Raw genomic sequence first — 24,480 nt, 5'->3', positions numbered from 1 at the left:
TTTATACTTATATTTGACAGACTAAATCAAATCGAAAAGGTTTCTTACGCCGATGTGCCGTTCTTTGGTAAAGCCTTCGCCGTAGGTAACTCCAATGGCATGGCCATACTCTTTGGCGCGCGCCTCGATAAATTCCAGGAACTCCGGAGAAGAAATGTAGGTATTCGGAGAGGTATCGTCCGGGTTGTAGAACTGTGATTTGAATGCCCGGATCGTTTCCATTTTCTTGTCCCAGAAAGGTGTTATGTCTACCACCAGGTCAGGAACGATATAGCGGTCCTGTATGTAATGGTACACCGCTTTAGGCCGCCAAGGCTGTTGCGCCTCACCTATACCTGTTACGGTTGGAATCATACGCAATCCTGCCAGGAAACAGGCCTCTGATACTACTGCCGATCCTCTTCCGTGGTCCGGGTGGCGGTCGTGTATGGCGTTCATCAATACGATCTCCGGCTGGTATTGCCGGATCTTCTCTACCACTTTAAGCTGGTGCTCCCGGTCATTAGCAAAAAAGCCATCGGCAAAACCCAAGTTGTCGCGTATCTGCAAGCCCATGATCCGGGCTGATTCCTCTGCCTCGGCAGCACGCATTTCCGGTGTACCCCTGCTACCCAGTTCTCCCTTTGTCAGGTCGATTATACCTACCTTAAGCCCGGCTGCGATGTGCGAGATGATGGTACCGGAGCAACCAAGTTCCACATCATCCGGATGGGCGGAGAAAGCAAGAATATCTAATTTCATAAGTATAAATTTACTTGATACGTAAGGACCTCCCTAGTTTCAGAGTAGTACGTGAACTGATACCATTCAGACGTGCAATCTGGCTAACTGATACTCCGTAGCGCTTGGCTATACCTGAAAGTGTGTCGCCGCTCCTCACCCTGTGGTACATGGATTTGCGGGTAGTGGTTTTTGAAGATGATTTTGCCCGGTTGTAGTAATTGAACAAGGCTGACGTAATCACAAAGTTCTGTCCCTTCAGCAGGTAATCCGGAAAATCATACATCAGTTCCGGGTCGATCGGGTTGCCCTGGTAGCGCACTTCGTAATGCAGGTGCGGACCTGAGCTGCGTCCGGTACTACCTCCTAATCCCAGCAGTTCGCCTGCTTTTACAAACTGACCGGACTGAGCGATGGCCTTGCTCATGTGGCCGTAAAGTGTTTCAAGGCCATTGTAATGGCGTACTACAATATAATTACCGTAGCCACCGCCATCCCACTTGTTGATGCGCACAACCCCGTCGAAGGCTGCAAAAATAGAATCGCCGGTATTCAGGTCGATATCGGTGCCATAATGCCAGCGGTACCCTCTGTGACCGAAGTGGCTTGTTACCGGCGTTTTCTCCAGCGGCATTTTGTACTGGCGCTTCAACTGCGGATCGTACAGTGTGATATCTACTGAGTCCTTCAGCTGGCGGCCATCCATGCGGTACGGGTTGATGTTGCGTGTGTCCCAGATGGCGTAATAACCTGCAATCTTTATCCAGGAGGAGTCGATGAGTACTTCCTCGGATACCTCTACAATGTGCTGCTCTCCCAGGTCCAGTTCCGAGGTGTCTTCGCTTACGATGGAGAGTTCTTTCTTCGGGTTGAAGTAGATTGACTTCCCAGCGTCCGAACCTTCTTCCGGAAACTCCTCATACTTGATCAGGATGGTTGTGTCAGGCCGTACATACTGTATCTTCGGCGACTTCATCTTGAAGAGATCCTTTACTTTACCCTGTGCGAAAGCGCCGTTGGCACAACAGAGTGCGCACAGCAAAAACAGTACAACTGAAAAGGGTGCTTTTAATGTTGACATTCGTATTGATTTAGGCGGCACTGCAGTATCTCTATATTCTCTGCACGCAATCTTTAACTACAGCTAAGCCATTTTATTGTAATACCCTCAACCGTTTTGGTACAACCCAGCACCAAAAAGGGATGAAGGCTTTCGCATCTGTAAATTAATGCAAATCACGGGCAGCCAGGTAGCGCTCGGCATCCAGAGCAGCCATACAGCCTGATCCGGCTGCTGTTACAGCTTGCCTGTAGGTGAAGTCCTGTACGTCGCCGCAGGCAAATACCCCGTCGATGTTGGTTTTGGAAGTACCCGGTATGGTGCGGATGTAACCGTTCTCATCCAGATTCAGGTAATCAGCAAAGATGGCAGAATTCGGCTGGTGGCCGATGGCAACGAAGAATCCGCTGATCGGAATCTCCCGCAGTTCGTCTGTCAGCACATTGCGCACGCGCACTCCGTCTACTACATCATTTCCCAGAATTTCATCTGTAACTGAGTTCCAAAGGATTTCGATGTTCTTGGTCTTCTTCACACGCTCCTGCATGATGATAGAGGCACGCATTTCCTCACGGCGCACGATCATGTATACCTTGTTACAGAGATTGGCCAGGTAAGTCGCTTCCTCTGCAGCCGTATCACCGGCGCCTACTATGGCCACGTCCTGTCCTCTGTAAAAGAAACCGTCGCAAACGGCGCAGGCGCTTACACCATTTCCGTTCAGCCTTGCTTCCGACTCCATTCCGAGCCATTTTGCGGAAGCGCCCGTAGAAATGATTACCGTATGGGCTTCGATCACCTTCTGGTCATCTATTGTTACTTTGTGTGGCTGCGAAGAAAAATCAACGGCAGTAGCAATGCCATAACGTACATCCGTACCGAAACGCTCGGCCTGCTTCTTGAAGTCTTCCATCATCTGCGGGCCGTTAACTCCATCTGGATAACCCGGATAATTCTCTACGTCGTTGGTGATGGTCAGCTGCCCGCCTGGCTGCAGGCCCTGGTATAGTACAGGATTAAGGCCAGCTCTGGAGGCATAAATGGCAGCCGTATAGCCGGCAGGTCCCGATCCGATGATCAGGCACTTTACTCTTTCTATTTCCATTGTGGTTGGTTGCAATCAAATTTGCTGCAAGTATACAAAATTTCTCATCCTCTGCCTGCATACTATCCTGCATAATTGCCTAGAGGCAGGGGCTATAAAACACAAAGCCCCGGCTTTTGGGCCGGGGCTTTGTACAGTAAATCAGGTATTAGCCTAAGTATGGCTTCAATGCTTTGCTTCTGGATGTATGGCGAAGTCTTCTGATCGCTTTTTCTTTGATCTGTCTTACACGCTCGCGTGTCAGGTTAAACTTCTCCCCGATCTCCTCCAGCGTTAAAGAGTGCTCGCCGTTCAGGCCAAAGTATAACGTAATCACATCGGCCTCACGCTTGGTAAGGGTTGAGAGGGCACGCTGTACTTCTTTGCGAAGCGAGTCGTTCATCAGGCCAGTGTCCGGCGACTCCTCGTCTTCGTTCTCCAGCACGTCCAGCAGGCGGTTTTCTTCGCCCTGTACGAAAGGCGCATCAACCGACACGTGGCGGCCGGAAATCTTCAATGTGTCTACTACCTCGGCAGTGGTCAGTTCGAGTACTTCGGCAATCTCTTCCGGAGACGGCTCACGCTCAAACTTTTGTTCCAGCTCGGAGAATGACTTGGAAATCTTGTTCAGGGATCCAACACGGTTGAGCGGCAGGCGCACAATACGCGACTGCTCGGCCAACGCCTGCAAAATGGACTGACGAATCCACCAAACGGCATATGAGATAAATTTAAAACCCCTTGTTTCGTCGAAACGCTTCGCAGCTTTGATCAGACCCAGGTTACCTTCGTTGATAAGGTCGCCCAGTGAAAGGCCCTGGTTCTGGTACTGCTTGGCTACTGAAACCACGAAGCGCAGGTTGGCTTTTGTTAATTTCTCAAGCGCAAACTGATCTCCCTCTTTAATTCTCTGTGCTAACGACACCTCTTCATCCGGAGTAAGCAAATCAACTTTACCAATCTCCTGTAAGTATTTATCAAGCGACTGGCTTTCGCGGTTCGTGATCTGTTTGCTTATCTTGAGTTGTCTCATCAGATTATCTTATTATGCAAAAATGTAAAAATATGGTTCTGGGCTCGGTGTGGTAACAACAGAAAATCGCGCAAAGTTCTTACTTCTTCAGAATAAAATCAAGAACCTGGGCGTCAGGAGCCAAAATAAAAAACTCCTGGTGCCGCGACATCCTTTACAGGGCGGCACCAGGAGTACTATGATATTATTTACTGATTCTGCTGTGGAGCTTCCGGCTTAGGCAGGGCAGCTTTACGGGAAAGCTTGAACTTGCCTGTTTTCTTATCAACATCGATAAGTTTCACCTTCACTTCCTCACCAATTTCGAGCACGCCGTCCATTGTTTCGAGGCGTTCGTGCTTGATCTCAGAGATGTGCAGCAAACCATCTTTGCCCGGCATAAACTCAACGAATGCACCGTAAGGCTGGATAGACTTCACTTTACCAATGTATACCTCACCGATCTCCGGCTGAGCCACAATTCCTCTGATCTTGCTTACAGCAGCGCTCATAGAATCCTGGTCGCTGGCGAAGATGTTCACGTGGCCTTTCTCGTTCTTCTCTTCGATGATGATCGTAGCACCCGTATCTTTCTGGATCTGCTGGATCACTTTACCACCTGGTCCGATCACGGCACCGATAAACTCTTTGTCGATCACCATGTTGAATGAACGCGGAGTATGCGGCTTATAATCCGGGTTTGGAGCAGCGATGGTCTTCGACATCTCGCCCAGGATGTGCAGACGACCTTCTCTTGCCTGAGCAAGTGCCTGGCTAAGTACTTCGTGAGAAAGACCTTGTACCTTGATGTCCATCTGGCAGGCTGTGATACCTTTAGAAGTACCGGTAACTTTAAAGTCCATATCACCTAAGTGGTCTTCATCACCCAGGATATCGGAAAGTACGGCAAATTTACCAGTAGCTACATCTGTGATAAGGCCCATAGCGATACCGGAAACAGCATCCTTTACAGGAACACCGGCATCCATCAGCGCCAAAGAACCGGCACATACGGTCGCCATAGACGAAGAACCGTTCGACTCCAGGATATCAGAAACAATACGGATGGTGTATGGGTTTTCTGCATCCGGCGGAAGCACTTTCTTCAGGGCACGCAGCGCCAGGTTACCGTGACCGATCTCACGACGTCCGGGACCTCTATTTGGCTTCACCTCGCCTGTTGAGAAAGCAGGGAAGTTATAGTGTAATAAGAATTTATTTGAACCAGATACCATCGCGCTGTCGATCATCTGCTCGTCCAGCTTGGTACCCAATGTTACAGTTGTCAGTGATTGTGTTTCGCCACGGGTGAAGATCGCAGAACCGTGCGTTGCCGGCAGGTAGTTTACCTCTGACCAGATCGGGCGGATCTCGTTCAGTTGGCGGCCATCCAGACGTACGCGGTCGTTCAGGATCATGTCGCGTACTGCGTCCTTCTCTACATCGTGGTAGTAGGTTTTGATCAGGCCAAGATCGTAGCCATGCTCCTCTCCCAGCGATTCAACAAACTCATTCAGAACGGCAGCAAAACCTTCTTTACGCTCTGATTTGTTTGCTCTGCCTCTTTTAGCAACTTCGTACGCCTTCTGATAAGTCGCATCGTATACTTTCTGGCGAAGTTCTTCGTCGTGTGTTTCGTGCGAGTACTCGCGCTTCTGCAGCTTGCCTACCATTTCGGCAAGCTCCATCTGCGCCTGGCACTGTACTTTGATCGCTTCGTGAGCGAAAGCAATTGCTTCCAGCATCTCTTCTTCTGATACTTCGTTCAGCTCACCTTCTACCATCGCTACGCTGTCGATAGAAGCACCTACGATCATGTCGATGTCAGCACGCTGCAGGTCAGATACTTTCGGGTTGATCACCAACTGTCCGTCGATACGGGCCACACGAACTTCAGAAATCGGTCCGTTGAACGGAATGTCCGAAACAGCCAGGGCGGCTGAAGCGGCCAGAGCTGCCAGGGCATCCGGCATAACCTCCGGGTCAGCAGAGATCATGTGTATTGTCATTTGCGTTTCGGCGTGGTAGTCTCCCGGGAACATTGGACGCAGGATGCGGTCTACCAGGCGCGATACAAGGATTTCGTAATCAGACAATCTTGCTTCTCTTTTCAGGAAGCCACCCGGAATTTTACCGGAAGAGGCGAATTTTTCCTGATAATCTACGGAAAGAGGCAAAAAGTCTACTCCCTCACGGGCTTCTTTATTGGATACAACGGCTGCCAATAGCATGGTATTTCCCATTTTCACTACTACAGATCCGTCAGCCTGCTTGGCTAATTTACCAGTCTCGATTTGGATCTCCCGGCCATCCGGAAGAATGATTGTTTTGTTTATCGCAGTATAAGACATCTTCTATTAATTTTTAGCATCAAAAATGACAGGGCTGCCCATTGCGGCCACTGTCGGTACTGGCAAAGGAGGAAGAGAAGGGGGCATTAGAAAAAGATTAGGGAATCCCTGAACGAAATTCCCTAACACCATAAGCTTATTTTCTGATACCTAGCTCGCTGATAATCGCTCTGTATCTTGCAATATCGTTTTTCTGCAGGTAGTTAAGAAGTCTTCTTCTTTTACCAACCAGTTTCAGAAGGCCCAGGCGGGTACCGAAGTCCTTCTTGTGGATCTTCAGGTGCTCTGTAAGGTCAGCGATGCGTGTTGTGAACAGCGCGATCTGAGCTTCTGCAGAACCAGTGTCAGTCTTAGATTTGCTAAGGCTATACTTTTCAAAAATTTCTTGTTTCGCTTCAGTAGTTAATTTCATTGCGTATAATAAAATATCAATCTGTTTTTCGAGGAATAGCTACCTGTATAAGCCGCAAAGTTATACAAATTTCCATTTAATAAAAATATTTTCGTCCAGTTGTTTTTAAGCAACGTTTATAGCTTGTTGCGCCGCAGTCGGGTCATCAGTTTGCGCCAGAAATCAACCTCCAGTAAACTGGAATCGTTGCGGGCCTGGTACAGGAAAAACAAGCCGATAGGCAGCAGAATCACGTTGGCACCCCACATGCCCATACCCACTGGTATAAGTCCCTCCCGCGCCCACTTTTCACCAAGTATGGCCATCACATACATGATGATAAAAAAGATAATGGAGATAATTACCGGCACCCCAAGTCCACCTTTTTTGATGATGGCGCCGAGCGGAGCACCAATCAGGAACATGATAAGTATAGCTGCCGACTGGGTATATTTACGCCAGATCTCGATTTCATAGTTGTTGGCATCCCGGGCAGTATTTGTAATACGCTCCACATAACTCTCGGTAAAGCTTTTGATGTTACGGGCTTTATTGGTTGCGATCATCAGCGTTTCAGCATTGGGGTCGGGCAGTTTGCGTTCCACCTTTTTGCCCTGCTGCAGTTTCATGCCGTTCTTAACCTTGCTGGTATCGGCCTTGAAGTACATATAAAAGGGATCCACACTTGGCGCATACAGGTCTTTTTCGCGGCGGCTGTAATCACGAAGCGAATCGGTAACCTGTTCCAGCTGGTTTATACTTTTCATCATCTTGTTATCAGAGAAAAGCTCCTCGCGCGTTCGGTCCAGGTTAAAGGAGGCCAGGCTGAAGACGATCTTGCTGGCATCGAACCGTTGCCTTACAAACTGCTCGTTGCTGTTGTTGCGGAACGAGGCATCGTCCTGGTCGACGTACATATTGCCATCAAAGAGCTCGAGCACCAGGTAATTGTCGTTGTACTGCGTGTACATCTGGCCCGAATCGGCAAGTATAACGGTTGTGTTGGAGCCGCCCTTGGAGTGGTCGTAGATCATGATATCGCGCAGCGATTTGCCATCGCCGAGCTTCTCGTTGATCTTGATGCTGTAACCGGGAAGGCCGTTGTAAAAAGCCCCCTCTTTAAAGTTCATGGTAGGCTTCTTCTGGCGAATATCCCAGAGCAGGCTGTAGGCCTTGAGGTTGGCTTTGGGTACGATGTTGTTGTTGAAGAAAAAGGCACCTACCGAAAGCACCGTCACTACAAAGAACACAGGGCGCAGAATACGCGGAAGCGCTATGCCGGAAGTTTTGATAGCCGTAAGCTCGTGGTGCTCGCCCAGCGTGCCAAACGTCATCAGCGAGGAGAGCAGCACGGCCAGTGGCATGGCTACCGGAGCCATGTTCAGGCTAAAATAAAAGAGAAGTTCGCCGAATACGGCAGCACCAAGATCTTTACCCACCAGTTCATCGAGGTACTTGAGCATGTACTGTGTGAGCAGGATAAACTCTACAACAGCAAAGGTGAGAAAGAATGGGCCGAAGAACGACCTGAGTATAAGCTTATCTAATTTCTTCATGCGAGCCAGAAAGGCATTAGGGCGTAGTGGCACACCTGTATCTGTATAGGAACACAGGTATTCCAAAAAACGTGCAAAGATAAGCAGTTACAGCAGAAGGCTGCCTATCCGCCTACTATTTCGCGTAAATTTTGCAGCAGGTGCTCCCAAAGCTCCGACAACTCCTCCACGTCTTCCTCATCGGTATAATCTACTATCTTCAGAAACTGCTCCTGGGTCAGCTCACTCGATTCGATCGAAAAGTCGATGTACGAAGCATCAGAAGTATGTTGTTTGCTGTCATCCAGGAAAAGGAAACGCACAGAGCGGTTGGTACGGTGGCCGGTCATTTCGGCGTAGTGGCTGCGGCCATCCCAGATAAAATTGTAAACTTTATTCGGATCTACCACCACATCATCGCAAAACCACTGGGACAAGCCACTGGCAGTGCTCAGGTAAGGATAAAGGAGCTTAGCAGATGCATTTATTGGGTATTCACGCACAAATTTAGTTTTCGTCGTTCTTGTCATAAGAGCGAAATGTAAGAGTTTGAGTAAGTATAGTATTATTTTTCGATTAGATAAACATCTGAAAAATAAAATATTTTTTTTGATGGCTACCTCTTGTGTGATTAAAAAACTTTTGCCTACATTTGCACCACAATCCGGCGGGGTAGCTCAGATGGTTAGAGCGTAGGATTCATAACCCTAAGGTCGGCAGTTCGATTCTGCTCCCCGCTACAATAAAAGCCTGTTGGTTAACACCAGCAGGCTTTTTTGTTTTACAGGTGCCTGAAAGAGGCAGTTTGCCCGCTCGAATTCAGGTATAAACCGGATTGCTAAAAGCTGCGAAGATTTCGCTCCTGTGCCCTTCCCTCCTACCTCTTGAAATACCTGATTACCTTTTCAGGAAAATTTTCTTCAAAAGTTCATCCTGAAGTTTCTATATTGATAGACATAATCCTTTCTATCGGTTACAGCTGATACGCTAAACAAGTACTCACTCTACACTACCCTGAAATGCCATGGCACAAATTAACCCTTATGACATTAACCTGGACACAGAATGTTATGCCGCAGTGCGCTACGACATAGGCTTTATAACCGGCAGGATAAAGGGCTGGAAACTCTACAACTTAAACAACCCAACCCTTTGCCGCACGCTCAGCCAAAGCCCGGGCGATGTACTGGCTGCATTTGAAACACGCGAGGAACTGGAGCAATGGCTGGCGGACCTGTACAAAGAACCAGCGCAGGATACACCGGAGGTAAAACTGAATACCATCGGCAAAGAAGGCGGCGACAAGTTAATTATCAGCTCAATTTTGTAGTTAGCAGGCTCAGGTTTCCAGATCCGGAAAACAATTCTTTTACTATTACTGCGCTGCAGCAGGTGCAATTCAGTAAAATTGTGCAACTTTTTCAAAGTTTTTAGCAGAACCTATCTTTACAAATGCAGTTTAAAGTGAAAGCCAGAATTATAGGCTATGCATATGATTGAATTAACAGAGTTCCTGACTAAACTTAACTCCTGCGACCGAATTGTGCTTACTGACAGCGAAGAGCGTACGTATTGCCGTTTTTTCCGGGACGGCCTGTACCTGGACAGAATGTACGTAACGGATGCAATCATACTTGCTGAACTTGACCCACTGAAGAAAACCAGCGAAGAAGGAGAAGAAGTTGACGCAGCCGGCATTGCAAAGTTAAAGCAACTGTTTCTGGCTGTAAATAATGGGATTGTACAGGAAGACACTTCATTAACCGAGTAAAACCACATCTCGGACCCACTTTCATACTTTTAGTACAGCGCTTTCAGCTCTCAAAAAATCCAGCAGACTGTATCGGTATTAAGTAGTTGGCCAATGTTTTACATGTGCTAAGCTATACTTTACCGTAAGCCGACTACTTCGTGTCATTGCGGAAAGAGGCTACATCTGTGCTACCATTTGGAACCAAGGGCAACTATAAAGCTGTTAACAGCGAAAGAATCGAACTGCCGACAGCCCTTATGAATCAAAAGCTTACAAATGCCTTTGGGAAAGTATACTTGACTATTGAAATAGACAAGGATAATCAATGGGTCCACGTCATCTGGGAAGGCTACCTGACTGAGGCTAACGTGAAGGCTGGCGCACTCGCTTTGACCGATGCTGTTGTTGCCTCCGGTTTAAATTGCGTACTGAACGATATGCAGCTTGTATTTGGTCCGATCCGCTCTACTGAGTGGGCTGCAACGGAATGGGCTCCTGTAGTAGCCAAAGCAGGCCTGAAGTACATGGCCATAGTCAATGCCCCTGACGCTATTGCAGCAACTGATGTCGATAACTTCCATAACAGGCAGACTTACTTTGATTCAGCGGTTTTCACCCACATGGGCGAAGGTAAAAAATGGCTGAAACAGCACTGCCAGAAAAGCATAACCCGCCTTAAAGCAGCAGTATAAAACTGGTACTTTAGTCTCTGAATCCTTTCCTGTAGGTTATTCTGGCCTGGGCAGAGGAGCAAGCAAAACATTTAGATGCAATCATCCCGGTATAGAAGTATAGAGAACCCTTTCGGATAGGCTCTCTATACTTCTATACTTCTATACTTTCGGGAGAGTAGGCGATATAAAGTAAAGCATTCATGCTGCCAGTGATCAGTCCCCAACAGGAATGCGGATAGAGACCCAGGTACCCTTCCCTGTTTTTGGTGTGCTGATGCTAAGTGTTCCGTTCAGAAACTTCAGCCGGTCTTCAACAGATTTCAGCCCCATCCCTTTAATTTTGCCCTGCTCACGGCTGAAGCCAATGCCATTGTCGCGGACCTGCAGCAGAAAGTATGCTCCCTTCCTGCTGAGCTTCACACTTGCCTTTGTTGCCTGGGCGTGCCTGATAATGTTGTTGATCAGCTCCTGGCAGATACGGTACAACGATAGCTCCAGGTAAGGTTCTAAATGGTTCGGCAAGCCCTCGACCTGGCACTTTAGCTGCAGGGAGCTCCTGTTATACATTCTACAGAAATTACCCAGTGCCTTGCTCAGACCAAAGTCCCGCAGAAGTGCCGGGGTAAGCTCATGTGACACCCTGCGTGTTTCATCAATGGCTTCGGTGAGCAACTCCTGCGTGGTCTGTATGGCTTCGTCCCCTCCGTGTGACTGGTGCTGTACAGTTTCGGCTAGTCGTTCCAGGTTGAGCTTGGTAGCATACAGGAGCTGCCCCACGCCATTATGCAAGGCTTCTGCTATCTCTCTTTTTTCCTCTTCCTGTGCTTCGAGTATAGCCAGCAGCAAAGCTTTCTGCTGGTTCAGCCGCAGTGTAAGGTTCTCTTCTTCGAGCCGCTTTATTTCAGAAATGTCCAGGTCCATACCCAGCAACTTTACAGATTTCCCTTGCTTGTTGCGCACCACAATAACCTTGGTCTTTATCGTGCTCACCTGCTCATTTACCCTGATGCGCAGGGTCTCCTCTAAAGGCTTTCTGGCTTTTACTAAGTGCTGTATGATTTTTTCGGCAACAGGCCTGTCTTCTTCTATAACAAACTCCAGGTAGGATTGCGGGCTTACAGGGCTGCCGGGTGGTAAGCCAAAGAGGCGGTACATACCCTCCGACCAAGTCATCTGGCCAGTACCGGGGTCGTACTCCCAGCTGCCTATGTGGGCTATTTCTTCTGCCTGCTTCAGCACCTGGTATTGTGTTACAAGTTCCTGCTCAGCTTTCCTGCGTTCTGTAATATCCTGCACCACACTGATGTACTTGGTCGCTACTCCTTTATGGTTGCGCTTGAATACCTTTCCTGTAGCTCTGTACCAGACCACATTATCGCCATTTAGTACACGGTAGTCCAGGGAATGTATGGCATTGTCGGCAGCGGTTCTGAAACGCTGAATAAAGCTATCCAGCGCCTTCCTGTCATCCGGGTGTGCTCTGTCCAGCAGGTGCTCATAATCTATTTGCAGAGTCTCGTTATAACGGGCTTCGTTGTCGAGGTACGCCCGCCGGTTGACATATTCTACTGTATTGGTTTCGAGGTTAAAAACCATGATAAAATCTGGCGTAGCCTCCATTACCTGATCGACAAAGAGTTTACTTTCTTTCAATTCCAGCTCTGCTTTTTTGCGCTTGGTAACATCTTCTACCGAAATAAACAAGCCATCCTCCAGCTGTATAGCCCTCCAGTGAACCCACATTTCTAACCCGTCTCCTTTATAAAAATTTTCATAATCGGTAGAGCTGCCGGTTTCAACAGTCTTTACAAACTTCTGGAATACGCCCACATTCCAGAGATGAGGAAAATATTCGGATAAACGAAGCCCGGTTATGTCCCTGCCATACATTGCCTCTCCGCTCTTACTGATCCATTCCACTTTAAAGTCGGTCAGCTTTTGTTGCTCATCCCGAATGCCTTTCAGAATACCCAATACAACCGGCGAAACGTTGATTGCTGCCTCGAAACGCTCGTTGCTCTCTTTTAGGGCATTGGTACGCTCAGATACTTCCTGCTCGAGCCGGGCGTTGTAGTTGGCCAGCACTTCTTCCGCTTTTTTCTGTTCATGCACATCAATGTTCATCCCGACCCACTTAGTAATGTTGCCGGCATCATCCAGGATAGGTGTTGCTCTCACATTGGTCCAGCGGTAACCGCCACTGGCCGCATGTTGCATCCGGAACCAGGCATCAACAAGGCTTTTAGCGGCAACTGCTTTGCGCCACTGGCGCCCGGCATAGGCCTGGTCATCGGGGTGTATAGCATTCACCCAGCCATAGCCAAGCCATTCTTCTATGGTCTGCCCTGTATAAGCTCGCCACGATGGGCTGTCAACAATTACTTCGCCAGTCGCAGAAGTTTCCCAAATAGCCTGCGCATACGACTCTACCAGGTTGCGGAAGCGTTCTTCGCTTTCGCGCAGGGCTTTTTCGGTTTTCCTGCGTTCTGTAATGTCAGAGAAAATAACGGCAATTTTGTGCTCGGAAGGCTCCCCGATACGGAAGGCATAGAGCGAGAAAACATGTTGCAATGCATCCGAGGCTTCCTCAAAACGAAGCGGAATCCCGGTTTGGGCCACTTGGTCGTATATCTCCATCCATTTTGGCTCGATGTCAGGTGCCAATTCGCGGATGGTTTTGCCCTCTACATTATGCAAGTCTGTATTGTGCTCGAAGGCCTTGTTAACCTGCAGGTAACGGAAGTCGGTGGCTCTGCCGGCTTCATCATACAGTAGCTGAATGATGCAGTAGCCTTCGTCCATGGAATTGAACAAGGTGCGGTATTTCTCTTCCGAAGCGCGCAAAGCTTCTTCAGCGTTCTTCCGTTCAGTGATGTCGCGGTAAAATATGGATAGCTCTTCCCCCTTTGGATACACACTGACTGCATACCAACGGTTAAGCAGGTCTGTATGTTCTTCAAAAGTTACCGGTTTGCCACTATTCGCTACCTTAATGTAAAGAGGAATCCATCGTTTTGCATCCGACTTCGGGAGCACCTCAGATAGTTTCTTACCTATAATTGTGTACCGGTCAAGACCAATCTGCTGCTCCAGTGCGCGATTCAATTCCAGAAAGCGCAGGTCAACAACTTTCCCTTCATCATTCCGAACCACGCTACAGATGGCAAGCCCTTCTTCGATGGTGTCGAACAAAGCATAGTATTTATCCGTTGCTCTTAGGGCAACCTCATCTTTAAGCCGAAGGATTTCCTGTTCTTTTTCTTTGCGATCGGAAATATCTGTTGTTGTGGTTGCTACGCCATCCTCCAGCTTTACGACCGACTGGTTGAACCAGCCATCAAACTGTTCGTGCACATAATGCTGTTCGTATTGTTGCGGCACTCCTGTTTCGGTTACCTGCACAAAACTGTCGAAAATGCCTGCGTTCACCACGCCTGGGTTTAGCTTCAACAGGCTTTTACCAACTACATTGCCGTACAGGTTCTCTGCTTTTGGGTTATTGAGCAGCCAGGTAAAGTCGATGATTTTACCGTTTTCATCTCTGACAGCTTTGAACACCTGTATCATGTCGAGAGAACTGCTCAGGGTTGCCAGTAAGAGCTTGTGGTTTTCCTTTAAAGCTTCTTCGGCTTGTTTCTGTGCAGTAATATCCTGCAAGGTCAGGATCAGGCCATCGCCGTTCTTTACAGCCGAAACATCGTACCAACCCGTAAACCCATTGCGCGAAGCGTTGAATACAGCTCTGCTGGATATGCCTGTTTCTACAACCTGTACATACTCCTCAAAAATATTGTCTTTGGCATGTGGGTATAATTCCAGTAAGCCTTTGCCTGCTATACGCTCTGCCGGAAGCATGAAAATAGACTCCGCAGCTGTATTTATTTCCCGGTATACGAACTCCATGATCCTGCCCTCTTTGTCGCGCACCGAATCCAGGAGAGCGATACCAGCCATGGAGCCATTCAGCATTTGCCGGACTGTTTCCTCTGCTTTCTTTTTCCAGGAGATGTCGTAATAATTTACCAGCACACCGTCCTTCAACTTCTTGGCCAGCACAAACGCCCATACATCAAAGCCATCAAAATCTATATGAACTTCGTCGGACCAGTCCAGGCCTGTTTCTACCACATTTTTATAGGCTTGGAACAAACCGGTTGTTAAGGCACCCGGAAATTCTTCGTTAAATCTTTTACCTTCCAGCGAGCTCCGGCCGACAGATTCAAGTGCCTGCCTGTTAGTGAACTGATACTCAAAATCTGTTATCTCACCGAACTCATTTCTGACGGCTTTCAGGGCTATGATGCTGCTGGGCGTATTTTCCAGCACAGTCTGCAATAACGCCTTGCTATCCTTTAGCTCCTGCTCTGCTATTTCTTTATTTGTGATGTCCTGCACCGTGCCGGACAAGTGCGTTACGTTGCCATGTGCATCAGCAAACGACTGCACTTTGCGGCACACAAACCCGATCTGATCGTTCCCCTTCAGCACACGATGCTCGATTTCAATGGTCTGTGGTTTCCGGCGGCAATCCATAAATAACTCCTTCACTTTCGCCAGGTCATCGGGATGTACGAACGAGAGCAGCCGTTTCAGTGTAATGGTTTCGCTTTGCGGTTCCAGGCCGTGGATGCGGTACATTTCATCAGACCAGTAGATCTTATCTGTGATAATATTCCACTCAAAGCTGCCTACATGCCCGATGGCCTGCGCATCTCTCAACCGCCTGTGTTCCGCCTTCAGATTGGCCTTCGCGGCTTTTTGTTCCGTCACATCCTCTACTTTATGAATGATGTAACTCACTTCTCCCCTCACATCCAGCACCGGTGTATTGGTAGTGAGCCAGTATTTTTTCACAAAACCATTTCCTGCCTCCGGATGGGGCACATCGTAGTGATGCACCTCCATGCGGTGCGGTTGTCCGGAAGAAAGCACCTGCTGCAGGGAGGCTAGCAGGTTTTCTACTGCATGTACGTCGGGGGTTTCTGGGTTATCCGGGAAAACATCAAAGATATAACGTCCTACTATTTCCTCCCGCCGCGTGAACGTGGCCTTCAGGTAGGCATCGGAGGCAGTAAGTATTACCAGGCCCGGAGAAAGGATCAGGTAAGGGTCCGGCACCTGCTCATAAGCCCCTAATACCTCCCGGGAAAGTATGGTGGTCGTCTTCATATACCAAGTATACGGTTTACTTTTAGTTTTACCAGACCAGGAAATAGAAACCAGGGTAAACTACGGAAACCTGTTGCGTATAATGGTTACTTATACTTAGGCCATGCTGCAGACATACCTTAACCGGAAACGGCCTGTTGCTGCCAGACCAGCATGCTGCTTCCGGTAAGCAATGACACTACAGCTGATGGATACCCAAAGACTCACAAGTGCAGTTAATTACCTGGCAGGCATGGTATAAACTCTTCGCCTTTCTTTAAAACAGACAAACCAGTTTTGATGCGGGCTTTAATACCTGTACCAGTTCGGGATTGATCAGGTAACCGTGCCCTTAGAGGAAGGTATGGTATAGGTTTCACCATCACCCAGCAGGTGCATCTTCAGACCGCGGATAGTAAAGGGCTCACCAGCTTTTATCTCGTAGATGTTTGTGCTGCTGATGTCCATACCATCCAGAATCGTAACCAGTCCGCTGCCTATCACTTCCATCTCGTTTCCCTCTTTTACAAGTATAGCCGTGTCTTCTTCCAGGCCAATGCCAATACAACCCGGATTTTGTGCTACCGCCTGGGCCATACGGATAATGCGGCCACGATCAATAAAGTGCGTATCAATAGCTACGTTTTTGAGCAGGTCCAGTCCGGCAGTGGCACTCATCTGCCCCTTCAGCATGCCACCCTGCGATTCGCCCGCATAGATCATACTTGTAGACATGGCCATAGCTCCGGCACTGGTACCCGCAACTATTAACTGTTCGTTGGTATAGCGCTCTTTTATAGATTCCAGAAAAGGGCTGCCTCCCAGGATAGCTGTCAGACGAAGCTGGTCGCCCCCGGTAAACATAACGCCGGATGCCTTCTTGATGATGTCTGTGTATTCAGGGTTCTTGGCGTCATCACGGGTTCTGATGTCTACGACTTTCAGGTTTTCAACGCCCAATTGTTTGAATACCTTCTCGTATTCTCTAGAGGTTTTTTCCGGCTGGCTTGAGGCAGCCGGGATGATCACAATCAGTGGATTTCTCCCTTTGAGTTCTTTTACAAACCGCTTCAGGATCTGTTCGCTTATGAAGTTTTCATTTTCTTCCTGCGCCTCCGAGCGCTCATCCCCCTCTTCGCTTTTGCTCTCTTTGCCGCCAATAACCAGCAGTTTGCCCTTAGGTATGGGGAGTCCTAAATGTTGCTTGCTTTTCTTTTCAGTTTTTTGTTTTACAGCCATACTTCAATAAACCCTAGTTAGTGAAAGGTGCCATGCTTAATACGGGCCAATATCGGCTTCGGATGTTGAAGTATACCGTACGTGAAACCCTGGGTCCAGGAGTATGCAATCTGGTTAACCTGTTCTTGAATATGTTAAGTAATCAGCTGCGTATCAAAACAAAAGCATGTTATACTTTCAGGCTCTGCACAAAGAGGAATGCCAGGCAACAGTTCATGGTCTGAGTAAAATCACAACGAAAACAATGCGTTTCCCAACCGAAATAAAACGGCCTCTGTCGTTAAAATTCAATTTTTGAAAACAATAGGAAGATTAAAACGTTTTGTAGGGAGTGTAACACTTACTAATAAAAAATAGACCTATGGAAACTAATGATTTGAAAGACCTGAAAAGAAAAGCTGACCAAGTAAATCCACAGCACAAAGAAGGACCGGTAGCGGCAGCAATTGAGAAATATACTTCAAAGTTACCATCTGATGTGTTCTTATGGGCGGCACTTGGCTCTATGGCCATTTCTGCTACTTTAAAGATCATGAGAAAAGATGAGGAAGCGCTGTTTGTAGGACAGTGGGCTCCGTCCTTCTTACTTTTAGGTAACTACAATAAGATGATCAAGCTGGCCGGCTATGAGGCTGATAAATAATCTGACTTTCTGCCAGTAAAAGAAAAGAGGAAGCTTCGGCTTCCTCTTTTCTTTTACTGCAAGTATAAAATCCTGCTGCGCTACAATATTCCTAAACAAAGTATGGTTTTGGTATATTTGGCACCGAAACAGCACCCGGCAAACTGCACCGACAGCAAAGTATAAAAACCGGTAGGTAAGCCAGGCATACATAAAATGAAACACTGGAATAAACTAAGCAAAGAAGCAATTCACGCCCGCGTATTCGGAGCCCTGTCGAATAACATCGATTTTTACGAAGAGAACATCCTGGGCGTGCCGGGCTCCCACCTCGACAGCAAATTGTTTTACCAGGATGCTCCTTTCCTGAAAGATGCTCCCTTTCTTACAGCCCTCATCCATAATCCAAATCACATCGGCTGCCATACCCTGGGCAAGTCAGAATCCTTTTTCAGGGGAACGCACGAAATAGAGCGGGAGCTGATTGGGCTATGCGCTGAGAACATCCTGAACGGAGAAGAAGGTGCCTTCGACGGTTATGTAGCTGCCGGCGGCACGGAGGCAAACCTGCAGGCGATCTGGATCTATCGCAATTATTTCAGAAATGAGTTTAACGTTAAAAACAGCGCCATCTGCATCCTTTGCTCCACCGACAGCCATTATTCCATGAGCAAAGCCGCCAACGTTTTTGATCTGGACATGGCACTGGTACCGGTAGACGAGCATACCAGAGAGATAAAGCAGGACGAACTGGAGAACATTATCCGGGAGCAGCGCGCCAAAGGCAAAAGCTGTTTTATAGTAGTTGCAAACATGATGACCACCATGTTTGGCTCTGTAGACAATGCCGATGTGTATGCCAGGGCACTGGAGGCCAGCGGCAGCCGGTTCATGATCCACGCTGATGGTGCCTTCGGCGGATTTATTTACCCGTTCACCAACCCTGCCAACACCCTCGATTTCCGGAACAAATACATTACTTCGGTAACGCTCGATGCGCACAAAATGGTGCAGGCGCCTTATGGCACCGGGATCTTCCTTATCCGGAAAGGATTGATGCAGCACGCTAATACCAAAGAGGCAAGTTATGTAGAAGGCGAAGATTATACTTTGATCGGAAGCCGGTCCGGTGCCAACGCTATTGCCGTCTGGATGATCCTGATGACGTACGGCAAGTATGGCTGGAACGAGAAGACCACGATCCTGCTGCAGCGCACCTCCTGGCTGGCAAGCGAACTGGACAAGCTCAACATCCAGTACTTCCGCAATCCTTTTTCAAACATCGTAACGATAAGGAGTGCGCACGTGCCGGAGGAGATCGCGGCAAAGTATGGCCTGGTGCCGGACAGCCACCATAGCCCAAAGTGGTATAAGGTTGTGGTGATGGAACACGTACTGATAGAGCGTCTGCTGCCCCTGCTGGAAGATCTGAAGCAGTATCAATGGGAGCGTCGCCTTGCAGAAACAAATACCATAAATCGGTAGACCTTACTGCAGGAAGTATAAAATCAAAAAGGGCTTAGCAAATGCTAAGCCCTTCTCGTATTATCAGGAAAAGTAAATTACTTTACTTTCTCAACGATGCTTCTGAAAGCCTCTGGGTGGTTCATCGCCAGGTCAGCAAGTACTTTGCGGTTCAGGTCGATGTTCGCCTTTTTAAGGGCACCCATTAATTGAGAGTAAGACATGCCGTGCTCGCGTGCACCGGCGTTGATACGCTGGATCCACAGTGCTCTGAAATCTCTCTTTTTCGCTTTTCTGTCGCGGTAGGCATACACCAAACCTTTTTCAATTGCGTTTTTCGCAACTGTCCAGACATTCTTGCGACGGCCAAAGTAACCTTTGGCCATTTTCATCATTTTTTTTCTTCTGTGTCGTGCTGCTACGACGTTTACCGATCTAGGCATTTTTTAAAAGTTTTAGCGGCTGGTGATTTTGTTAAATCTTGATTAAACCAGACACTGGGTTCGTACTAAATAATTAAACCTTCTAATTCCTGGAATTAGATCTGAAGCATCAGTTTCACTCTGTCCGTGTCAGCTGCGCTAACAAGGCCAACGTGCGTCAGATTACGCTTCTGCTTCGTCGTTTTCTTGGTCAGGATGTGGCTTTTGTAAGCGTGCTTACGCTTGATCTTGCCAGTACCTGTCAAAGAAAAACGCTTCTTTGCACCAGATTTTGTTTTAACTTTTGGCATGTGTATAAAATTGATTGAACAAATTACTTTTTAGCAGGAGCCGCTACTTTCGGAGCCAGGATCAGGAACATGCGCTTTCCTTCCAGCTTCGGAAGCTGCTCAACTTTAGCAATGTCTTCGAGTGCCTGCGCAAATTTCAGCAGCAGGATCTCTCCCCGCTCCTTGAACACGATCGTTCTACCCACAAAGTGCACGTAAGACTTGATCTTAAACCCACTCTCCAGGAATGCTTTCGCATGCTTGAGCTTGAACTCGAAATCGTGATCATCGGTATTCGGACCGAAACGGATCTCTTTGATGACCACTTTCTGCGCCTTCGCCTTCATTTCGCGCGTCTTTTTCTTCTGCTCGTACTTGAATTTCGAGTAGTCGATTACACGGCAAACTGGAGGATTTGCTGTTGGCGAAATCTCTACCAGGTCAAGATTCTGCTCGTTTGCTATTTTCTGAGCATCTCTTGTCTGGTATACTCCCTGCTCTACATTGTCTCCAACCAGCCTTACCTCTCGGGCAGTTATCTTATCATTGACTTTGTACGGCTCCTCCACCTTTCCGCGTGGGATGTAGCGCTTGTTTGGCGTAGCTATAGTTTTACCTCCTTAGTTTAGTTTATACAATTAGGCTGCGAATATCGCAAATAATATATCAAGAAAAAAGTATCTTCTCTTAATTGTTTAATATTTCGGCTATTTTGGTCTTAAACATGCTGATGAATTCTTCCACCGGCATGGTACCCAGATCGCCTTCGCCGTGGCGGCGCACCGATACGGCATTGCCTTCCTGCTCCTTCTCTCCTACGATCAGCATGTACGGTACCTTGCTCACTTCTGCATCGCGGATTTTACGGCCGATCTTCTCATCACGGTTATCCAGGAAGCCACGGATGTCCTCCTGCTCCAGCTGCGCCTGCACCTGCAGGGCAAAGTCGTGGTACTTCTCAGAAATCGGAAGTATGGCAAACTGGTCCGGGCTGAGCCACAGCGGGAAGTTGCCGCCACAGTGCTCGATCAGTACCGCCACGAAACGCTCCAGCGAACCAAACGGTGCACGGTGGATCATTACAGGGCGATGTTTCTGGTTATCAGCACCGATGTACTCCAGCTGGAATCTCTCAGGTAAGTTATAATCTACCTGAATAGTTCCAAGCTGCCACTTGCGGCCCAAGGCATCGCGCACCATAAAGTCGAGTTTAGGTCCGTAAAACGCAGCCTCACCCAATTCGGTAACAGTGCGTAATCCTTTCTCGGCAGCGGCTTCTATGATAGCGCTTTCAGCCTTCTCCCATACTTCGTCGGTACCGATATACTTGGTTTTGTTCTCCGGGTCGCGCAGGGAAATCTGGGCAGTATAATCTTCAAAGCCAAGGGCCTTGAATACATAAAGCACCAGGTCAATTACCTTAATGAATTCTTCTTTTACCTGGTCCGGGCGGCAGAAAATATGGGCATCGTCCTGTGTAAAGCCTCGCACACGGGTCAGGCCGTGCAGCTCGCCACTTTGCTCGTACCGGTAAACGGTACCAAACTCCGCCAGACGTACCGGCAGCTCTTTGTAAGAGCGTGGGCGTGTTTTATAGATCTCGCAGTGGTGCGGACAGTTCATCGGCTTGAGCAAAAACTCCTCGTTCTCGTTCGGCGTCTTGATCGGCTGGAACGAATCGGCGCCATACTTTTCGTAGTGGCCGGAGGTAACATAAAGCTCTTTGCTGCCAATGTGTGGCGTAACAACCGGCTGGTAACCGGCTTTCACCTGTGCCTTGCGCATGAACTGCTCCAGGCGCTCGCGCAGCAGTGTGCCTTTCGGCAACCACAGCGGCAGGCCCATGCCTACTTTCTCAGAGAAAGCGAACAGCTCCAGTTCCTTGCCCAGCTTGCGGTGGTCGCGCTTCTTGGCTTCCTCCAGGCGTTCCAGGTACTCGGTCAGCTCCTTCTGTTTCGGGAAAGTAACGCCATAGATACGGGTCAGCTGCTTGTTCTTTTCATCGCCGCGCCAGTAGGCGCCGGCAACGTTCATGATCTTGGCAGCCTTAATAAAGCCTGTATTCGGAATGTGTGGTCCGCGGCAAAGGTCTACGAAGTTGCCTTGCGTATAGAACGTGATGGAGCCATCCTCCAGGTCCTTGATCAGGTCCAGCTTATACTCATCTCCTTTTTGAGTGAAGTATTCGGCAGCCTCTGCTTTGGATACTTCGCGGCGCACATACTCGCTCTTGTTGCGGGCCAGTTCCAACATTTTCTGCTCTACTTTGGCAAATTCTTCCTGAGAGAAGTGGCGGCCGCCAAGGTCCACGTCGTAATAAAAACCATTTTCTACCGGTGGGCCGATACCAAATTTTACACCCGGGTAAAGCTCTTCCAGCGCCTCTGCCAGCAAGTGTGCAGAAGAATGCCAGAAAGCGTTCTTGCCCAGGTCATCATTCCAGGTGAGCAACTGCACAGTCGCATCTTCGTTGATCGGACGCGAAAGGTCCCAAACAGTGTCGTTTACTTTTGCGACAAGCACGTTACGGGCAAGTCCCTCACTGATGCTCGATGCGATCTCAAGGCTTGTTACGCCCTCTGAATACTGGCGAACAGAGCCGTCTGGCAGTGTGATGTTGATCATGTATAGTTTTATTTTACTAATGCCTTTATTCTTTCTTTTTGCTAAAACTCTGTTGTGTCTTTTACAACTACAGGCCGTTGCAATCTGTATTTTAAATAACTGATCCGCTGGTACGCGTACGTATACGTTGGGTCCAGGGCAACCAGTCGCTGGTACTGCTCCAATGCCATCAGGCTCTGGCCTGTGCGTTCGTAGGCGCTGGCGAGCACGGCCATATACCTGGGAAGATTCCTGAAAGCGCCGGCAGCTTTAACAAGGTGTTCGATGGCTCCTTCGTTATCGCCCCGCCCGTACAGGATAAGCCCCATTCTGTAATGCGCCTGCTGCAATGTATCGCTTACAGCAACGGCCTGGCTAAACAGCTGAAAAGCTGAATCGGTCTTCTGAGCGACCTGCGCCAGTACGCCTTTAAAGTATAAAATCTGCCCGTCGCGCGGGGCCAGTTGCCGGGCTGCCTCCACGTAAGGCAATGCCCTTTCATAGTCGTGATGGTGCAGCAACACGCCAGCCAGTTCGCGCTTAGGCTCCATAAACTCCGGCGCATGCTCTATGGCAAATTTATAGCTCTTTATAGCTTGTGCCGTATCGCCTGACGCAGCTGCTATGCGGCCCTGGTAATAAAAGGCATACTCGTCAGCGGGTGACAACTGCAATGCTTTGCGCACATACTCCCTTGCCTGCTCGAAGTCCTGCTTCTGCAGGTACAATTCGCTTAGCAACACGTACAGCGAACTACTCTGGTACGAGTTCCGCTCTGCCTGAAGTGCCAACGGCAAAGCCTGCTCGGGCTTTTGCATGGCCCGCAGTACCTGCGCTTTCACAAACAGGTTAGCCGGATTGTCCCTCGAGAGCTGAACAGCCTGGTTCGCATCTGCAAGGGCTTTTTCCAGTTCTCCTTTCCGCAACAGCACCATCGCCCTCCGGCCGTAAAGGCTTCCGTCTTTCTTTGAGCGTTCGATGGCGTTGTTAAGATTTGCCAGCTGCGCTTCCGGGTCATCCTTTATTACCTTCAGGTTCACCATCTGCTCCCTGTTACTCTCCTCCGGGCTGCAGGCGTTACCAAACACCAGCAACATCAGCCAGAACGCAGAAGTTAACCGCCCCCTCAAAAGTCTAAAGAATACACCAGCTTTCATTTACTGCGCTAAATTATAGATATTTTGCATAAATAGCGAAATCCACCTTGCCAGATCAAGAGCAAACCCTAAAAACAAAAAGCCTGCTACCGGTAGGGAAGCAGGCTTATACTTCAGTTTTCTGTAAATTTCTTATCTCACTTGCTCCTGCAGCATTATTTTACAGCGCCTGCTCAACTCCAATTCCTCCCTCGTTTCCAGGTGAAGCGTAAGGGCTTGTTCCAACGTGCTGATGCAGGCCTTATGATCGTTCATGTCTTGTAAAACATTTGCCAGATCATAGTAATAACGAATGTTCTGCGGATTATACTTGATAGCCATTTGCAGGGCTTTTACAGCATCCTCGTTACTGGCTTTTTCGCATACTCCGCCAAAAAGCATTTTGGAAGCAGCGATTTCAGCAAAATTGAGATTTGCCATTTTGTAATACCAGCGTCCAAGAAGATGCCAGGCAGCGGCATTTTCCTGATTATCGGCAAGGGCCGCATCCAGAAAAGATTTGATCTGATTGGTAACCGACAGGCGTTGCTTAGGACCTGAGATCATAGCGATGCAACTAAGAGAAAGTGCCATCACGTAGTTGGACTCATCGTCTGTCGGGTTGATTTCGTAGGCGTGCGAGGCGTAAGCTTTTGCTTTGCTGAAGTGCTCCATCTTCCGGGAGTCGTCGTTGTAGCGATCGCCGATGCGGCTGTGCAGAAAACTTGCTTTACAAAGTGCCTCGTAATTGTCCGGTGCTGCTGCAAGAACCTCTTCGTATACGGTGAGCGCCTCGCTGTCTTTGTAATTGCTAAGAAGCTGCTCTGCCCGCTGCAACAACTTGTCATAACCTGACTCGGCAGCCCCTGCTTTCACAGCAGGGGCTGACAAACCAAGTATAAGTATAAATGTTATTGCTTTAAAAAGTCTCTTCATTTGGATGCTAATACACCTTTCAAAGTAGTGAATAAAGAA

Annotated in this window: 21 protein-coding genes and 1 tRNA gene; 6 read left to right on the top strand and 16 right to left on the bottom strand. The window is 48.4% G+C overall.

What is annotated here, in order from left to right:
• Window positions 1–21: 21 nt before the first annotated feature.
• The 8 genes from bshB1 to MJ611_RS09845 all read right to left on the bottom strand — a co-directional run bounded on the left by bshB1 (window position 22) and on the right by MJ611_RS09845 (window position 8,683).
• Window positions 22–741 (bottom strand): bacillithiol biosynthesis deacetylase BshB1, encoded by a 720-nt coding sequence (gene bshB1 / locus MJ611_RS09880; protein WP_250429605.1) that lies wholly within the window; start codon window positions 739–741, stop codon window positions 22–24.
• A gap of 10 nt (window positions 742–751) precedes the next feature.
• Entirely contained in the window at window positions 752–1,801 is a 1,050-nt protein-coding gene (locus tag MJ611_RS09875; RefSeq protein WP_250429604.1) for a peptidoglycan DD-metalloendopeptidase family protein, read from the bottom strand.
• 145 nt (window positions 1,802–1,946) lie between these two features.
• Window positions 1,947–2,885 carry a thioredoxin-disulfide reductase gene (trxB, locus tag MJ611_RS09870; protein WP_250429603.1) on the bottom strand — a complete coding sequence of 313 codons (939 nt, stop codon included), beginning with the start codon at window positions 2,883–2,885 and terminating at the stop codon, window positions 1,947–1,949.
• A 148-nt stretch (window positions 2,886–3,033) separates the two neighbouring features.
• Window positions 3,034–3,897 (bottom strand): sigma-70 family RNA polymerase sigma factor, encoded by an 864-nt coding sequence (locus MJ611_RS09865; RefSeq protein ID WP_007656436.1) that lies wholly within the window; start codon window positions 3,895–3,897, stop codon window positions 3,034–3,036.
• Window positions 3,898–4,085: 188 nt separating this feature from the next.
• Window positions 4,086–6,227, bottom strand: coding sequence for a polyribonucleotide nucleotidyltransferase (gene pnp, locus MJ611_RS09860; RefSeq protein ID WP_250429602.1), 2,142 nt, complete (start codon window positions 6,225–6,227; stop codon window positions 4,086–4,088).
• A gap of 136 nt (window positions 6,228–6,363) precedes the next feature.
• A complete protein-coding gene (gene rpsO / locus MJ611_RS09855) occupies window positions 6,364–6,639 on the bottom strand; it encodes a 30S ribosomal protein S15 (RefSeq protein ID WP_250429601.1) in 276 nt (91 codons plus the stop codon).
• Window positions 6,640–6,755: 116 nt separating this feature from the next.
• Window positions 6,756–8,174: an LptF/LptG family permease gene (locus tag MJ611_RS09850; protein WP_250429600.1), complete on the bottom strand. Its 1,419-nt coding sequence runs from the start codon at window positions 8,172–8,174 to the stop codon at window positions 6,756–6,758.
• A 104-nt stretch (window positions 8,175–8,278) separates the two neighbouring features.
• Window positions 8,279–8,683 (bottom strand): START-like domain-containing protein, encoded by a 405-nt coding sequence (locus MJ611_RS09845; protein ID WP_250429599.1) that lies wholly within the window; start codon window positions 8,681–8,683, stop codon window positions 8,279–8,281.
• A gap of 136 nt (window positions 8,684–8,819) precedes the next feature.
• On the opposite strand from MJ611_RS09845, the gene MJ611_RS09840 reads away from it, so the two are divergent.
• The 4 genes from MJ611_RS09840 (at window position 8,820) to MJ611_RS09825 (ending at window position 10,598) form a co-directional block, all read left to right on the top strand.
• Window positions 8,820–8,893 (top strand) — tRNA-Met (locus tag MJ611_RS09840).
• A 284-nt stretch (window positions 8,894–9,177) separates the two neighbouring features.
• Entirely contained in the window at window positions 9,178–9,483 is a 306-nt protein-coding gene (locus tag MJ611_RS09835; protein WP_250429598.1) for a hypothetical protein, read from the top strand.
• A gap of 162 nt (window positions 9,484–9,645) precedes the next feature.
• The gene (locus tag MJ611_RS09830) at window positions 9,646–9,924 is read left to right on the top strand and encodes a hypothetical protein (RefSeq protein WP_250429597.1); all 279 of its coding nucleotides are present in this window, start codon (window positions 9,646–9,648) and stop codon (window positions 9,922–9,924) included.
• A gap of 239 nt (window positions 9,925–10,163) precedes the next feature.
• On the top strand, window positions 10,164–10,598 hold the full coding sequence (locus MJ611_RS09825; protein WP_250429596.1) for an STAS/SEC14 domain-containing protein: 435 nt from the start codon (window positions 10,164–10,166) through the stop codon (window positions 10,596–10,598).
• A gap of 195 nt (window positions 10,599–10,793) precedes the next feature.
• Here MJ611_RS09825 and MJ611_RS09820 read toward each other — a convergent pair whose 3' ends face one another.
• Window positions 10,794–15,749 carry a PAS domain-containing sensor histidine kinase gene (locus tag MJ611_RS09820; RefSeq protein WP_250429595.1) on the bottom strand — a complete coding sequence of 1,652 codons (4,956 nt, stop codon included), beginning with the start codon at window positions 15,747–15,749 and terminating at the stop codon, window positions 10,794–10,796.
• A gap of 315 nt (window positions 15,750–16,064) precedes the next feature.
• Entirely contained in the window at window positions 16,065–16,967 is a 903-nt protein-coding gene (locus MJ611_RS09815) for a cyanophycinase (RefSeq protein WP_250429594.1), read from the bottom strand.
• A gap of 361 nt (window positions 16,968–17,328) precedes the next feature.
• Between MJ611_RS09815 and MJ611_RS09810 the strand changes: the two genes are divergently transcribed.
• Both MJ611_RS09810 and MJ611_RS09805 read left to right on the top strand, forming a co-directional pair.
• The gene (locus MJ611_RS09810; RefSeq protein ID WP_250429593.1) at window positions 17,329–17,610 is read left to right on the top strand and encodes a hypothetical protein; all 282 of its coding nucleotides are present in this window, start codon (window positions 17,329–17,331) and stop codon (window positions 17,608–17,610) included.
• A gap of 195 nt (window positions 17,611–17,805) precedes the next feature.
• A complete protein-coding gene (locus tag MJ611_RS09805) occupies window positions 17,806–19,074 on the top strand; it encodes a pyridoxal phosphate-dependent decarboxylase family protein (RefSeq protein ID WP_250429592.1) in 1,269 nt (422 codons plus the stop codon).
• Window positions 19,075–19,151: 77 nt separating this feature from the next.
• Here MJ611_RS09805 and rplT read toward each other — a convergent pair whose 3' ends face one another.
• The 6 genes from rplT to MJ611_RS09775 form a co-directional block, all read right to left on the bottom strand.
• Window positions 19,152–19,496, bottom strand: a complete 345-nt coding sequence (rplT, locus tag MJ611_RS09800) for a 50S ribosomal protein L20 (RefSeq protein ID WP_250429591.1) — start codon at window positions 19,494–19,496, stop codon at window positions 19,152–19,154.
• 95 nt (window positions 19,497–19,591) lie between these two features.
• Window positions 19,592–19,786: a 50S ribosomal protein L35 gene (gene rpmI, locus MJ611_RS09795; RefSeq protein ID WP_250429590.1), complete on the bottom strand. Its 195-nt coding sequence runs from the start codon at window positions 19,784–19,786 to the stop codon at window positions 19,592–19,594.
• A gap of 23 nt (window positions 19,787–19,809) precedes the next feature.
• Complete coding sequence (infC, locus tag MJ611_RS09790; RefSeq protein ID WP_250429589.1) at window positions 19,810–20,334, bottom strand: translation initiation factor IF-3; 525 nt, start codon at window positions 20,332–20,334, stop codon at window positions 19,810–19,812.
• Window positions 20,335–20,452: 118 nt separating this feature from the next.
• Window positions 20,453–22,390 carry a threonine--tRNA ligase gene (gene thrS / locus MJ611_RS09785; protein WP_250429588.1) on the bottom strand — a complete coding sequence of 646 codons (1,938 nt, stop codon included), beginning with the start codon at window positions 22,388–22,390 and terminating at the stop codon, window positions 20,453–20,455.
• A gap of 41 nt (window positions 22,391–22,431) precedes the next feature.
• A complete protein-coding gene (locus MJ611_RS09780; protein WP_250429587.1) occupies window positions 22,432–23,499 on the bottom strand; it encodes a tetratricopeptide repeat protein in 1,068 nt (355 codons plus the stop codon).
• A gap of 159 nt (window positions 23,500–23,658) precedes the next feature.
• Window positions 23,659–24,441: a tetratricopeptide repeat protein gene (locus MJ611_RS09775; protein ID WP_250429586.1), complete on the bottom strand. Its 783-nt coding sequence runs from the start codon at window positions 24,439–24,441 to the stop codon at window positions 23,659–23,661.
• Window positions 24,442–24,480 lie beyond the last annotated feature (39 nt).

Origin of the sequence: Pontibacter ruber (genome assembly GCF_023630205.1) — a bacterium.
Lineage (GTDB): Bacteria > Bacteroidota > Bacteroidia > Cytophagales > Hymenobacteraceae > Pontibacter > Pontibacter ruber.
The sequence above is the reverse complement of the archived record's forward strand: the minus strand, read 5'-3'. Positions and strand labels throughout refer to the sequence as shown.

Coding starts and splice junctions, on each gene's coding strand:
- bshB1 (WP_250429605.1), bottom strand. CDS start 741: ATGAAATTAGATATTCTTGCTTTCTCCGCCCATCCGGATGATGTGGAA.
- MJ611_RS09875 (WP_250429604.1), bottom strand. CDS start 1,801: ATGTCAACATTAAAAGCACCCTTTTCAGTTGTACTGTTTTTGCTGTGC.
- trxB (WP_250429603.1), bottom strand. CDS start 2,885: ATGGAAATAGAAAGAGTAAAGTGCCTGATCATCGGATCGGGACCTGCC.
- MJ611_RS09865 (WP_007656436.1), bottom strand. CDS start 3,897: ATGAGACAACTCAAGATAAGCAAACAGATCACGAACCGCGAAAGCCAG.
- pnp (WP_250429602.1), bottom strand. CDS start 6,227: ATGTCTTATACTGCGATAAACAAAACAATCATTCTTCCGGATGGCCGG.
- rpsO (WP_250429601.1), bottom strand. CDS start 6,639: ATGAAATTAACTACTGAAGCGAAACAAGAAATTTTTGAAAAGTATAGC.
- MJ611_RS09850 (WP_250429600.1), bottom strand. CDS start 8,174: ATGAAGAAATTAGATAAGCTTATACTCAGGTCGTTCTTCGGCCCATTC.
- MJ611_RS09845 (WP_250429599.1), bottom strand. CDS start 8,683: ATGACAAGAACGACGAAAACTAAATTTGTGCGTGAATACCCAATAAAT.
- MJ611_RS09835 (WP_250429598.1), top strand. CDS start 9,178: ATGGCACAAATTAACCCTTATGACATTAACCTGGACACAGAATGTTAT.
- MJ611_RS09830 (WP_250429597.1), top strand. CDS start 9,646: ATGATTGAATTAACAGAGTTCCTGACTAAACTTAACTCCTGCGACCGA.
- MJ611_RS09825 (WP_250429596.1), top strand. CDS start 10,164: ATGAATCAAAAGCTTACAAATGCCTTTGGGAAAGTATACTTGACTATT.
- MJ611_RS09820 (WP_250429595.1), bottom strand. CDS start 15,749: ATGAAGACGACCACCATACTTTCCCGGGAGGTATTAGGGGCTTATGAG.
- MJ611_RS09815 (WP_250429594.1), bottom strand. CDS start 16,967: ATGGCTGTAAAACAAAAAACTGAAAAGAAAAGCAAGCAACATTTAGGA.
- MJ611_RS09810 (WP_250429593.1), top strand. CDS start 17,329: ATGGAAACTAATGATTTGAAAGACCTGAAAAGAAAAGCTGACCAAGTA.
- MJ611_RS09805 (WP_250429592.1), top strand. CDS start 17,806: ATGAAACACTGGAATAAACTAAGCAAAGAAGCAATTCACGCCCGCGTA.
- rplT (WP_250429591.1), bottom strand. CDS start 19,496: ATGCCTAGATCGGTAAACGTCGTAGCAGCACGACACAGAAGAAAAAAA.
- rpmI (WP_250429590.1), bottom strand. CDS start 19,786: ATGCCAAAAGTTAAAACAAAATCTGGTGCAAAGAAGCGTTTTTCTTTG.
- thrS (WP_250429588.1), bottom strand. CDS start 22,390: ATGATCAACATCACACTGCCAGACGGCTCTGTTCGCCAGTATTCAGAG.
- MJ611_RS09775 (WP_250429586.1), bottom strand. CDS start 24,441: ATGAAGAGACTTTTTAAAGCAATAACATTTATACTTATACTTGGTTTG.